This window comes from Cupriavidus sp. Agwp_2, assembly GCF_040784895.1.
In the GTDB taxonomy this organism is placed as follows: domain Bacteria; phylum Pseudomonadota; class Gammaproteobacteria; order Burkholderiales; family Burkholderiaceae; genus Cupriavidus.
Genome location: NZ_CP088083.1, coordinates 1,367,102 through 1,379,947, shown reverse-complemented (window position 1 = coordinate 1,379,947; position 12,846 = coordinate 1,367,102). Strand labels below are relative to the sequence as shown.

At 68.6% G+C, this 12,846-nt stretch carries 11 protein-coding genes; 4 read left to right on the top strand and 7 right to left on the bottom strand.

Annotation, left to right across the window (positions count from 1 at the left end; all coding sequences use genetic code 11):
* Nucleotides 1–67: 67 nt before the first annotated feature.
* On the bottom strand, nt 68–271 hold the full coding sequence (locus LPA45_RS06450) for a DUF465 domain-containing protein (protein WP_116321060.1): 204 nt from the start codon (nt 269–271) through the stop codon (nt 68–70).
* Nucleotides 272–304: 33 nt separating this feature from the next.
* Nucleotides 305–1,126 (bottom strand): hypothetical protein, encoded by an 822-nt coding sequence (locus LPA45_RS06445; protein WP_317922648.1) that lies wholly within the window; start codon nt 1,124–1,126, stop codon nt 305–307.
* A gap of 143 nt (nt 1,127–1,269) precedes the next feature.
* Here LPA45_RS06445 and LPA45_RS06440 point away from each other — a divergent pair, with 143 nt between their 5' ends.
* A complete protein-coding gene (locus LPA45_RS06440) occupies nt 1,270–3,615 on the top strand; it encodes a Tex family protein (RefSeq protein ID WP_317922650.1) in 2,346 nt (781 codons plus the stop codon).
* Nucleotides 3,616–3,672: 57 nt separating this feature from the next.
* Here the strand turns inward: LPA45_RS06440 and LPA45_RS06435 are convergent, their stop codons facing one another.
* Together LPA45_RS06435 and LPA45_RS06430 are read right to left on the bottom strand one after the other, a co-directional pair.
* Nucleotides 3,673–5,031 (bottom strand): ATP-binding protein, encoded by a 1,359-nt coding sequence (locus LPA45_RS06435; protein ID WP_317922652.1) that lies wholly within the window; start codon nt 5,029–5,031, stop codon nt 3,673–3,675.
* Complete coding sequence (locus LPA45_RS06430; RefSeq protein ID WP_317922653.1) at nt 5,028–5,699, bottom strand: response regulator; 672 nt, start codon at nt 5,697–5,699, stop codon at nt 5,028–5,030. The genes LPA45_RS06435 and LPA45_RS06430 overlap by 4 nt, the downstream gene beginning before the upstream one ends.
* 233 nt (nt 5,700–5,932) lie before the next feature.
* Here LPA45_RS06430 and LPA45_RS06425 point away from each other — a divergent pair, with 233 nt between their 5' ends.
* Both LPA45_RS06425 and LPA45_RS06420 read left to right on the top strand, forming a co-directional pair.
* Nucleotides 5,933–7,672 carry a glycosyltransferase family 39 protein gene (locus LPA45_RS06425; protein WP_376790639.1) on the top strand — a complete coding sequence of 580 codons (1,740 nt, stop codon included), beginning with the start codon at nt 5,933–5,935 and terminating at the stop codon, nt 7,670–7,672.
* Nucleotides 7,673–7,739: 67 nt separating this feature from the next.
* Nucleotides 7,740–8,795, top strand: a complete 1,056-nt coding sequence (locus tag LPA45_RS06420; protein ID WP_317922654.1) for a bifunctional UDP-4-keto-pentose/UDP-xylose synthase — start codon at nt 7,740–7,742, stop codon at nt 8,793–8,795.
* A 23-nt stretch (nt 8,796–8,818) separates the two neighbouring features.
* Here LPA45_RS06420 and LPA45_RS06415 read toward each other — a convergent pair whose 3' ends face one another.
* The 3 genes from LPA45_RS06415 to LPA45_RS06405 all read right to left on the bottom strand — a co-directional run bounded on the left by LPA45_RS06415 (nt 8,819) and on the right by LPA45_RS06405 (nt 11,319).
* The gene (locus LPA45_RS06415) at nt 8,819–9,898 is read right to left on the bottom strand and encodes an alpha/beta fold hydrolase (protein ID WP_116317789.1); all 1,080 of its coding nucleotides are present in this window, start codon (nt 9,896–9,898) and stop codon (nt 8,819–8,821) included.
* Between the two features lie 307 nt (nt 9,899–10,205).
* Complete coding sequence (locus LPA45_RS06410; protein ID WP_116317788.1) at nt 10,206–10,631, bottom strand: hypothetical protein; 426 nt, start codon at nt 10,629–10,631, stop codon at nt 10,206–10,208.
* Nucleotides 10,632–10,860: 229 nt separating this feature from the next.
* On the bottom strand, nt 10,861–11,319 hold the full coding sequence (locus tag LPA45_RS06405) for a hypothetical protein (RefSeq protein ID WP_317922656.1): 459 nt from the start codon (nt 11,317–11,319) through the stop codon (nt 10,861–10,863).
* Nucleotides 11,320–11,776: 457 nt separating this feature from the next.
* Between LPA45_RS06405 and LPA45_RS06400 the strand changes: the two genes are divergently transcribed.
* Nucleotides 11,777–12,781: a hypothetical protein gene (locus tag LPA45_RS06400; RefSeq protein ID WP_317922658.1), complete on the top strand. Its 1,005-nt coding sequence runs from the start codon at nt 11,777–11,779 to the stop codon at nt 12,779–12,781.
* Nucleotides 12,782–12,846 lie beyond the last annotated feature (65 nt).

Here is a 12,846-nt window from a genome sequence, read left to right as displayed (position 1 = left end):
GGGGGAATACGTTTGTGTAGGCCGCCGGTCGATCTGCCGGCGGCGTCTGGCGCGGCGGCCCGTATGCTCAGGCCGGCACGTCGGGTTCGAGCTGCAACTGCAGCAGCGTGATGGCGTCCTTCAGCTTCAGGCGGCGCTTTTTCAGGCGGCGCAACTGCAGCTCGTCATGGACGGCGTCGCCGGAGAGCCGGTCGATCAGGAAGTCCAGATCGCGGTGCTCGATCTGCAACTCCATGATGCGCCGTTCAAGGGTATTCAGGTTGCTGTCCATGTGCGCCTCCGCGGTACGGTCAGTGCGATCGGCTCAGAAGCCGAACGGGCGCGGCGCCGACGCCTGGCCTTGCTGTTCCTTGGCCTTGGCGCGCCGCTCTTCCAGTTCCTTCTGGCGCCGCTCGAGGTCGCGCTGCTTGGCCTCGTACGCCTTCGCGTTTTCCTCGCGCTGGCGAGCCTGCTCGCCGCCCTTCTGCTGCGCCTCTTTCATCCTGGCGTCGAAGTCGGACTGCTTCTGCTGGTACGACTGCGCGTTGGCGGCGCGCTGCGGCGCCTCGCCCTGGCGTTGCGCCTCGCGCAGCTGCTGTTCCTGCTGCTTTTTCTCGAATGTGGTGCGGCTGGACTTCTCGCTGGCGGCACGCTGCGGCTGGCTGGCCTCGAATTCGGCACGGCGCAGCGCCTGGTCGCGGTCGCGCTCGGCGGCGCGGTGCGCGCGCTCGGCCTCGCCGACTTCCAGTTCGCGCTTGCGCAGCACCTGCAGCTCCTGGCGCTGGGCTTCCTTGGCCTTGTCGATGCAGCTGGTGACGAAGAACTTGCTGTAGCACTCGTGCTCGGCCGCGGAGAAACGGTAGTTGGTCCACGCGCGCGAATCGCCGATGGCCTTGCGTTCGGCGCCGAAATCGCGCGGAGCTCCGGCGGCCGTTGGCGTTGCCGCGGCCGGTGCCGAGGCTTGCGCCAGCGCGGGTCGCACCGGCATCAGCACGGCACCGGCGGCGAGCGCCAGCACTGCCAGGCTGGCAGCTTGGAAGAGGACGGATTTCGGCACGTTGGCGACGGTTGGCATGGCCGGTGAGGGTGCCGGCGAAGTTGCCGCTGAAGTGGCCTTGGCGGCGGCCGGACGGGGCTTGACGATCATGACGGGATTCTAGCATCCGGGCCGCCTGGCGGCCTGCCCCGCACATGCTGGTAACGCCCCTTGCGCGGCGCCAGCGGCCAGCGTGGCCGAACCGCGCCGCGCTTGTGGCAAAATGCCCCGCTTTCGACCGACTGCGTTTTCAGATGTCCAACCTGCCCGCTTCCGTCTCGCAAAAAATCGTGTCGCTCATCGCGGCTGAACTGTCCGTGCAGCCCCGCCAGGTCGCGGCCGCCGTGGCCCTGCTCGACGAGGGCGCCACCGTCCCGTTCATCGCCCGCTACCGCAAGGAAGTGACTGACAACCTGGACGACACGCAGCTGCGCAACCTGGAAGAGCGCCTGCTTTACCTGCGCGACATGGAAGACCGCCGCGCGGCCATCCTGGCGTCGATCCAGGAGCAAGGCAAGCTCACGCCCGAACTGCAGGCCGCCATCGAGGGCGCCGAAACCAAGCAGGCGCTGGAAGACCTCTACCTGCCCTACAAGCCCAAGCGCCGCACGCGCGCCCAGATCGCGCGCGAATGCGGGCTGGAGCCGCTGGCGCTGGCGCTGCTGGCCGATCCCACGCTGGATCCGCAAACCGAGGCGGCCAAGTACGTCAACGGCAACCCGACCGCCGACGGCGGCGTGCCCGATGTGAAGGCGGCGCTGGACGGCGCGCGCGACATCCTGTCCGAGCAGTTCGGCGAGACCGCGGAACTGCTGGGCAAGCTGCGCGAACACCTGTGGAACAACGGCGTGGTCGCCTCGACCGTGATGGAAGGCAAGGAAACCGCCGAGGAAGAGAAGTTCCGCGACTACTACGCCTACAGCGAAACCATCCGCACGGTGCCGTCGCACCGCGCGCTGGCGCTGTTCCGCGGCCGCAACGCGGGCGTGCTGATGGTCAAGCTGGGCCTGGGCGAAGAACAGGACGCGATGGTGCCGCACCCGTGCGAAGGCATGATCGCGCGCCATGTCGGCATCCAGCAGCTGGGCCGCCCCGCCGACAAGTGGCTGGGCGACGTGTGCCGCTGGTGCTGGCGCGTGAAGGTGCAGCCGCACCTGGAAACCGAGCTGCTGACGCAACTGCGCGAGACCGCCGAGAGCGAAGCCATCAAGGTCTTCGGCCGCAACCTGCATGAACTGCTGCTGGCCGCGCCGGCGGGCCCCAAGTCCGTGATGGGCGTCGATCCCGGCATCCGCACCGGCTGCAAGATCGCGGTGGTCGACAGCACCGGCAAGCTGCTCGATACCGCCACCATCTACCCGCACGAGCCGCGCCGCGACTGGAACGGTTCGCTCGCCACGCTGGCGCGCCTGGCCAGGCAGCACAACGTCGCGCTGGTCTCGATCGGCAACGGCACCGCCAGCCGCGAGACCGACAAGCTGGTGCAGGACCTGATGAAGCAGATGCCCGAGCTGAAGCTGACCAAGATCGTGGTCAGCGAGGCCGGCGCCTCGGTCTACTCGGCGTCGGAACTGGCCGCCAAGGAATTCCCGGACCTGGACGTGTCGCTGCGCGGTGCGGTGTCGATCGCACGCCGCCTGCAGGATCCGCTGGCCGAGCTGGTCAAGATCGATCCCAAGTCGATCGGCGTGGGCCAGTACCAGCATGATGTGAACCAGCGCGAGCTGGCACGCACCCTGGACGCCGTGGTCGAAGACTGCGTGAACGCCGTGGGCGTGGACGTCAACACCGCCTCGGCGCCGCTGCTGGCGCGCGTGTCGGGCCTGAACACGGTGCTGGCACGCAATATCGTCGAGTTCCGCGATGCCAACGGTGCCTTCGCCAACCGCGCGGCGCTGAAGAAGGTGCCGCGCCTGGGCGACAAGACCTTCGAGCAGGCGGCCGGCTTCCTGCGCATCAACGATGGCGACAACCCGCTGGACCGCTCGTCGGTGCACCCGGAAGCGTACCCGGTGGTGCAACGCATCCTGGACGCCATCAAGAAGGGCCTGCGTGATGTCATGGGCAACCGCGAAGCGCTGCGCGGCCTGTCGGCGGAGAAGTTCACCGATGAGTCGTTCGGCCTGCCGACCGTGCGCGACATCCTGTCCGAGCTGGAAAAGCCCGGCCGCGACCCGCGCCCCGAGTTCAAGACCGCGACCTTCCAGGAAGGTGTGGAGGACGTGAAGGACCTGCAGCCTGGCATGGTGCTGGAAGGCGTGGTCACCAACGTGGCGGCGTTCGGCGCGTTTGTCGATATCGGCGTGCACCAGGACGGGCTGGTCCATATCTCGGCACTGTCGAACAAGTTCGTCAAGGACGCGCACGAGGTGGTCAAGGCCGGCCAGATCGTCAAGGTCAAGGTGATGGAGGTCGACGTCAAGCGCAACCGCATCGGGCTGTCGATGCGCCTGGATGACGAGCCCGGCCAGGCGGCCCCGCGCGCCGGCGGCGACCGCGGCGGCCAGCGCAGTGGCGGCAAGGGCAGCAGCAGCGGCGGCCGCCGCGAGCAAGAGCCGGCGGGCGCGATGGCGGCGGCATTCGCCAAGCTCAAGCGCTGAGCGGCTCGCTGCCCGCGACATCCCTGGCGCCCCGCACCAAGCCGTGCGGGGCGTTTTTCATTGGGGCCCGTCCCGGGCGATCCGCACTGCCAGCCCCGTCGCGCCGTCGGTCCGGTTGGCAAAGGCCAGGTCCAGCCCATGCAGCCGCGCCACGCGCTGCGCGATGGAAACACCAAGGCCATGCCCGTGCTCCCGTTGCGCCCCACCCCCGCGGAAGAACCGGTCGCCCAGCCGCGCCAGCACATCGGGCGCGATGCCCGGCCCCTGGTCGCGCACGGTAATGCCGTCCGGCTGGAAATCCACGGTGACCAGCGCCCCCGGCGGGCTGTAGCGGATGGCATTGTCGAGCAGGTTGCGCAGCAGCAGCGACAACAGGTTGGCATCGCCCGCGACCGGCAGCGGTTCCCCGCCCTGCTCCGGCCATTCGAGCTCCACGTCGACCTGCTTCTGCTGCGCCAGCGCCAGGCAGTCTGACAGCGCCTGCTGCGCCACCGGCAGCCAGCTGACCGGCTGGCGGGACGGCAGTGCCGAGGCATCTTCCAGCCGGCTCAGCGTCAGCAATTGCGATACCAGCCGGCTGATGCGGTCGATGCCGGCGGCGACGTTGGCGCGGGCCTGGTTGCGCTCCACGGCGTCCGGCGAGCGCTCGGCAAGCTCCCATTGCGCCTTCAGCGCAGCCAGCGGCGTGCGCATCTCATGCGCCGCGTCGGCAGTCAGGCGGCGCTCGTGCTCGATCGAGTCCGAAACCCGCGCCAGCAGCCGGTTCATGGCATGGACCAGCGGCACCAGCTCGCCGGGCACCGCCGCCAGGCTGAGCGGCTGGCGATCATCGGGCGCACGCCGTTCGATATCGGCCGACAACGCCCGCACCGGTTCCATCGCGCGGCGCGTGAACCAGATCAGCAGCCCGATCAGCATCGGCAGGCCCGCGGCCCATGGCAGCACCTGCGCGGCGATATAGGACAGGATCAGCTCGTTGCGCTCGGCCAGTTGCTGGCCGACGCAGACGCGCCAGCCGGTATCGGGATCGTCGAGGTAGTAGAGCCGCCAGCGCTGGTGGCCGAGGACCGTGTCGCTGAAGCCCTTCAAGCCCGGCGCGCGCGGCAGCAGGTCGCCCTCCGGATCGATATGCAGGGGCTTCCCGTCCGGCAGCCACGCGGCGATGGCGAGGTCGCCCAGGCCGGCATCGCCCTGGTCGCCCTCCACAAGTTGCGGCAGCCGGGTGCGCGACGGCCCTGCGGCAAGGTCGACCATCGGCATCACCGAGTGCATCTGCAGCGCCATGCGCACCATGTCGGTGTCGTACAGCTCGTTGATCTCATGCCGGGCGCGCACGTAGGTCAGGCCGATGGTCAGCAGCCAGACCACCGGCGTGGCGATCAGCACGGCAAGGATAAGCCGGCGCTGCAGCGTCATTGGCAGTCCTCGGCGGCGCCCAGCGTGTAGCCCGCGCCGCGGAAGGTGCGCACGATCTTGGGATGGATCTTGCGGCGCAGGTGGTGGATATGGACTTCAAGGGCATTGCTTTCCACGCCGCCCTGCCAGTCATAGAGCTTGTCGCGCAGGAAGTCGCGCGTCAGCAGGCGGTTGGGATGTGCCAGCAGCAGTTCGAGCAGCATGGCTTCGCGGCTGGTCAGCTCCACCGGCGTGCCGGCCCAGTACGCCTGCCTGCCGGCCGGATGGAATTCCAGCGCGCCGTGCTTCCATACCGGCGACGACAGCCCCACGGCCCGGCGCGTCACGGCGCGCAGGCGCGCGGCCAGTTCGTCGAGCGCGATCGGCTTGACCAGGTAGTCGTCGGCGCCGGCGTCGAGCCCGCCGATGCGGCTTTCAATCGCATCGCGCGCGGTCAGCACGATCACGGGAATGCAGCAGCCGCGCGCGCGCCAGCGCGCGAGCAGCGCCATGCCGTCTTCGCCGGGCAGGCCAAGGTCCAGGACCACGGCGTCATAGTCGGCCATCTCGAGCGCATGGTCGGCTTCGGTGGCGGTGCCGAACCAGTCGACCGCATAGTCCAGCAGCTGCAGCCCGCGCCGCAGGCCATCGCCGAGCATGGGGTCGTCTTCAACGATAAGGATTCTCATGTTCCGGGTGTTATGCGGGAGTCACGCGCGGCAAGCACGCCGCGAAGGATATCGATTGTGCGCCCGCAGGCTTAATGTGCCATTAAGGTTGGCGGCTTATCCTCGCGCTCGCATTGCCAGGCCTTGTCCTGTTCAACGCCGCGCCTGGCGCCGGCGCCGACAAGGCCGTCAACTCTTCCTTCCGCGCCGCCTTGCCGTCACACCTGCCCTCCAGCCCTGCCACCCCCGCCGTGCTGCCCCGCACCGGGCGCCTCGCCGCCGGGCCGGGGCATGCCGTCCGCGTGGCAGGCATCCCCGCCCTTGCGCTCGCGCTCGCCGTGCTGGCGTTCGCGCTGCTGTGGTTCGGCACGCTGGGCGTGCGCCACTTGCTGGGACCGGACGAAGGCCGCTACGCCGAGATCGCGCGCGAGATGCTGGTCACCGGCGACTGGGTCACGATCCGCTATGACGGCCTGAAGTACTTTGAGAAGCCGCCCTTCCACATGTGGGTGACGGCGCTCTCGTACACGCTGTTCGGCGTCGGTGAATGGCAGGCGCGGCTGTGCGTCGCACTCGCGGGCCTGGCCGGCGTGGCGGCATCGATGCTGGCGGCGGCGCGCTGGTTCGGCGCGCGCGCAGGTTGGCTGGCCGGGCTGGTGCTGGTATCGGCGCCGATGTGGAATGCCGCGGCCCACTTCAATACCCTCGACATGACGCTCTCCGGCGTCATGGCCTGCGTGCTCGCGGGCATGCTGCTGGCGCAGCACCCGCGCACCACGCGATCGGCGCAACGCAACTGGATGCTGGCGTCCTGGGCGGCGATGGGCATTGCGCTGCTGACCAAGGGGCTGGTCGGCCTGGTGCTGCCGGGACTGGTGCTGGTGGCGTACACCTGTGCCACGCGCGACCTGGCGCTGTGGCGGCGCCTGCATGCGCGGGCGGGGTTCGCACTGATGCTGGGGGTGGCGGTGCCCTGGTACTGGCTGGTGGCCAGGCGCAATCCCGAGTTCCTGCACTTTTTCTTTGTCCACGAGCACTGGCAGCGCTACACCTCGACCGTGCATGCGCGCAAGGGGGCGCTGTGGTACTTCGTCCCGCTGGTGCTGGGTGGCTTCCTGCCGTGGCTTGGGATGCTGCCCGCGATGGTCCGCACCGTCAGGCATCGCGCCGGCGCCGCGGGCACTGCCGGCAGTGCCGGCACAAGCGGCCCGGCACCGTTCCAGCCCGCGCTGATGTGCGCGCTGTGGGCAGTGTCGATCTTCGTCTTCTTCAGCCTGTCCGGCTCGAAATTGCCCGGCTACATCCTGCCGGTGTTCCCGGCGCTGGCGATCCTCGCCGGTGCCGCGCTGACGCAGGCAAGCGTGCCGGCATGGCGCAGGCAGCTTTGGGCGATGCTGTCGATCGGCGCGCTCGGGCTGCTGGCAAGCCCGATCGTGACCACGCTCGATTCCAACAACACGCCCAACCTGCTGTATCGCGCCTACGCCGTGTGGGTGGCGCTTGCGTTTGCCCTCGTCTGCGCCAGCACGCTCGCCGCGCTGTGGCTGCTGCGCCGGCACGGGCGCATGGCAAGCATCGCGGCTTACGCGCTGGGCATGCTGCTGGCATTTACCGTCGCCCTGCTCGGCCATGAGGCCATCGGGCGCTCGGCATCTGGCATCGGCCTGGCAGCGCCGATCGAGCGCGTGCTGCGACCCGGCATGCCGCTGTATGGCATCGGCATGCTCGACCATACGCTGCCCTTCTACCTGCGACATCCGCTGACCATGGTGGCGCAGCCCGATGAACTGGCCTTCGGCACGGAGCAGGAACCGCAGAACTGGCTGCCGACCGTCGACGCCTTTGTCGATGCGTGGCAGCACGGCCCGCGTGCCGTGGCGCTGCTGTCGCCAGCGACGTTTGCCGAACTCAGCGTGCGCGTGCCGATGCACGTGATCGCGCGCGACTGGCGGCGCGTTGCCGTGGCCAACTTCCCCGTCGCCGGCGCGCGCTAGCGTGCTGCCGGTGTTTCGTGCCGCGCCTGCGCGGCACGCCTTCTTTTCCATGCGATCGTCAAAAGCAATGCAAGGCAAGAAAGTACTGATTCTCGGCGTCAACGGCTTCATCGGCCATCACCTGACGCGCCGCATCCTGGAAACCACGCCGTGGGAGGTCTACGGCATGGACATGAACACGGACCGCCTCGGCGACCTCGTCGACCACCCGCGCATGCACTTCTTTGAAGGTGACATCACCATCAACAAGGAGTGGATCGAGTACAACATCCGCAAGTGCGACGTGGTGCTGCCACTGGTCGCCATCGCCACGCCGGCCACCTACGTGCGCCAGCCGCTGCGCGTGTTCGAGCTGGATTTCGAGGCCAACCTGCCGATCGTGCGCGCCGCGGTCAAGTACGGCAAGCACCTGGTGTTCCCGTCGACCTCCGAGGTCTATGGCATGTGCAGCGATGACGAGTTCGACCCGGAAGCCTCGCCGCTGGTCTACGGCCCGATCAACAAGCCGCGCTGGATCTACGCCTGCTCCAAGCAGCTGATGGACCGCGTGATCCACGCCTACGGCATGGAGCAAGGCCTGAACTACACGCTGTTCCGTCCGTTCAACTGGATCGGCGCGGGCCTGGACTCGATCTTCGAATCGAAGGAAGGTTCGTCGCGCGTGGTGACGCAGTTCCTCGGCCATATCGTGCGCGGCGAGCCGATCAAGCTGGTCGACGGCGGCGCGCAGCAGCGTGCGTTCGCCGATATCTCGGACGGCATCAGCGCGCTGATGCGCATCATCGAGAACCCCAACGGCATCGCCAGCGGCAAGATCTTCAATATCGGCAATCCGGCCAATATCCACTCGGTGCGCGAGCTGGCCGAGATGATGCTGAAGATGGCGGGGGACTATCCCGAGTACGCCGAGGAGGCGCGCAAGACGCAGATCGTCGAGACCTCGTCGGGCGACTTCTACGGCAAGGGCTACCAGGACGTGCAGCACCGCGTGCCGAAGATCGACAACACCATCGACGAGCTGGGCTGGAAGCCCGAGGTCAGCATGGAGCAGTCGCTGCGCCGCATATTCGAGGCGTATCGCGGCCACGTGACCGACGCACGCACGCTGGTGAACCAGTCGTAGGCGCAGGCACGCGGCCAAGGCGCCTACGCGTCGGCGCGATCAAAGCCCGCCTTGCGCGCCAGCACGATTGCCTGGGCGCGGTTTTCCACTTCCAGCTTGGCAAAGATGCTGGTGATGTGGTTGCGCACGGTCTTCTCGGACAGGTCCAGGTGGGCAGCGATCTGCGCGTTGTCGCGGCCCTGAGCGATCAGTTCGACGATATCGCGCTCGCGCCTTGTCAGCGCGGTGAACGCGGGATCGCTCACCGGTGCCGCGGCCGGCAGGAAGGCGCGCACCTCGTCGAGCCAGCGGTGCCACGCGGGCTCGGTTTCCAGCAGCAGGTGGTTGCCGCTTTCCAGCGGCACGAAGCGTGCGCCAGGGATTTCGCTGGCGATCAGGCGGCCCTCGTCGAATGGCACGCGTGCGTCGCGTACCGCATGCAATACCAGCGTCGGGCACGTGACTCGGGGCAGCAGCTCGACCACGTCGATCTCATTGAACACGCGCATGAAGCGCGCGGCATTCAGCGGCGACGTCGATACCCGTTCCAGCTCGTTGAACCAGGCATGCTGCTCGGCGGTGCCGCCCGGGATGAACTGCGTCGTAAAGAACTGGCGGAAGGCGGGGTTCTCCTGGCCCCAGCCTAGTTCGGCAAGCTTGTTCATTAATTCGGCTTCCTCGCGCAGGCTCTGGCTCAGGTGATCGCGCTTCAGGCGCCCGCGGGCGTAGCCGCCGTGCAGGATCAGGTGGCTGACGCGCTCCGGGTGCGCCACCGCATAGGCCACCGCGATCGATGCGCCCTGCGAGATGCCCAGCAGCGGAAAATGCTCTACCCCGGTAGCATCGACGATCGTTTCCAGGTCGCGCAGCCAGGCATCGAAGGACAGGTCTTCGATATCGCGGTCGGACAGGCCGCAGCCGCGTTCGTCATAACGGATCAGGGTGTGGGCGGTCGACAGCGCCGTGATCATATGGCTCCACACCGGGCTGCCGACATCGAACTCGAGGTGGCTCATCCAGTTTGCCGCCTTGACCAGCGGCGCGCCGCCACCCGTAACGGCGTAGGCAAGGCGAACGCCATCCCGGCTGGTGCACAGGCGTATCTGCTGCTTGAACATCGGCATGTCGGGTCGCGCGGTGCTGGGACGGCCTGACGGCAGCCGGGGCCCGTGGGCCCGGCCTGCCGCGCGGGCGCGCCGCGTGACTTCAATAGTTTAGGAAAGGATCGACGGGACCTGGCAAGCGTTTGCGCCTGAAGCACCCGGTTGCGCGGATGCAGCGGCCCGGCGTGGCGCCGGGCCGGTGGGAGTTGGCAGGTGAATCAACGGACAAAGTGCGCCAGGATTGGGCATGCGCGGGTCATGGCGCACATTCCCTGGCCTGGCTGTCGCGGGCGCGCCAGGACCGGCCGTTCCGCCGCGCCCGGCTCACTCACGCGTGGCCGCTCGCGGCGCTTTCGCGCCCGGTTGCGGTCAGGCATTCGCCGCCATCGCGCGAGCCGCTGCGCTCGCCGTCGCTGAAGCTGTCGCGCGAGCTGATGCGGGTCCCCTCCGTAAACGGGTCGAACTGTCCCATGCGCGCGCCGTCGGTGTATGGATCAGGCTTGCGCATGCCGTCCCGGTACGGATCAAAGCCACGGACCGCGCACACGGACATGCCCTGGCGCGCCACCACGGGCAGCATCGTGGCCTCGGTCGCGGGCCCGTGTGCGCCGTCGGAAAACGCGTCGCGCTGCCCGTTGCGGACATGCGCGGCAGTCCGGGTGGCTTCGTCACCCACACCCGCGTGGGCAGTCAGGCTCAGCCCGGCGGCAAGTGCGGCGGTGGCAAGCAGGGTCCTGGCAAACTTCTTATGCATTGCTATCTCCAACAGGGGATGCCGCGAGCGTGGCCGCTGCGGTCCCTCATGCAGGCGATCGTCGACGGAATGCGCGGGCCGCACGGGATCGCCTTCGCCGTGCGGGCCGAGTGCCTGGCGCCGGCCGGCTGCCTTCCCATCGCGGCAGCAGCGCGGCGCCTGACTCCTGGATCAGGGTGTGGCGGGTGCGGGATAGCGGGCGCGTGGCGCCGGCTTCAGCCGCCCTGCGTCAGTGCAGCCATCCAAACATTGCGAACAGCGGCAGCAGCGGCGGCAGCAGCAGCGACGGCATCAGCCGTGCCGGACTGCGCCAGCGTGCCGCCAGGCACGCCGACACGCGGTCGGCGGCCAGCTGCACCGCGGTGCGCAAGAGCGCCGCATCCGGCGCCTGGCGTCCGCGCAGGGAGCGCGCCAGCGACAACGCGCGTCCCAGCTCGCGTGCCGGCGCGCCGTGATCGTGGTCCAGCTCACGCAGTGAGGCCAGCCACGCATCCCAGGTCGCATGTGAATGACAGAAGACGTAGAGCAGCAGGAGCGCCGGCGGCAGCAGCACCGCACCGGTTTGCGCCATGCGGTGACGCAGGGCCCGTCGCAGCCACGGCGGCAGCGCGCGTCGCGGCTGGCGGGCGCGACGGACTTCGTCGGCATGCCGGCTGGACGGGCGAGACCACTGCTGCAACGGACGCATGGCACGGCTCCTTGAGGAGATGGACCACCACTAAGGTGGTCCTGTGACAGGTTGAGGGTTGCATTGTCTGGCGGAGGGCAAGAGCGCGCATGAGGCCCTGGTCCCGGGTAGGCCGCGGAGCCGCCCGACTTTCCGGGACAAGCGCCCTGGCAAGGCGCCGGCGGGTGGCGCATGGCATGCGCTGGCCCCCTGTGCGTGCATGCCGGGCTGCCGCGGTGGCCGCACGCATCGCTGCCTGCGGGCGCGGCGGTTGCCGATGGGCGCCCTGGGCGGTGATGGCTGCAGTGCGGCAGTCCCCGCGGCCCCGCGCCCGGGACCGATGTCCCGGCGCCACGCCGTCCACAACGCCCTGCAAAGGCCATATCGGGACGCCGGCCTCATGCGCGGGCGCTGGCCCGCTGCAATGATGGGTGCACCGTCAACCGACTGACGGATAACGCCTACAGGAGTCCTCCTCATGGAAAACGCCGCCCAATCCTCCACCGGCTCGACCGGCAGCCAGACCGGCTACCAGGTCGACACGCAGCGCTACGCGCGCTGTATTGACGCCTCGCGCCGCATCCGCTGGGACATCGACCGCGACGTGATCCGCGGCCGCACCTTCGACCTCGACCACAAGTTCCTGCCCGACGGGCTGTCGCTGGCCGATGAACTGCCGTTCCTGTCGCCCGCCGAGCAGCGCTTCATGTCCCAGGTGCAGGGCCGCACCTACGCCAACATGTTCGGGCTGGTGGAGCGCTTCGTCAGCGCCAAGGTGCTGGAACTCAGCCGTGACCATTGGCTGGGCGACCAGACCGCGCTCGAAGCGCTGGTGCGCTTTTCCGACGAGGAGATCAAGCACCAGGAACTGTTCCGCCGCATCGAGCGGCTGGTCGCCGCGCATATGCCCGACGGCTACCAGTTCAACGCCACGCCCAACGAAGTCGCCGCGTTCGTGCTGAGCAAGCGCAACTGGGCCGTGCTCGCCATGACCTGCCAGCTCGAGCTGTTCTCGCAGGCGCACTACCGCGCCAGCATCGGCACCGCGCCCGACCTGTCCGAACTGTACAAGGACGTGTTCCTGTACCACTGGCGCGAGGAATCGCAGCACGCGATCATGGACGAGCTGGAATGGCTGCGCGAGGATGCGCGCATTGACGCCGCCGAGCGCGATGCCGCGATCGAGGACATGATCGCGCTGGTCGCCGGCTTCGACGAGATCGTGCAGGGCCAGGCAAAGGCGGATACAGATTACTTCATCAGCGTGACCGGCCACACCGCGCATGCCGCGCAGATCGCCGAGACGGTGCTGAAAGCCTACCGCTGGACCTACATCGTCACAGGGGCGCTGGAGCCGCGCTTTGGCAAGCTGCTGACCGAGATGGTGACCGAATCGCAGATGGCCCGGATCCAGGCCGCGATGGCACCGCTGATGTATGCGATGCCGGCCAGCGGCCAGCCCTCGCCTGCCATGGCCGCCTGAAACGAAAAACCCCCGGGGCGCCTGTGAGCGCCACCGGGGGCTTGCAGCGGGCGCGCGGCCCGTGC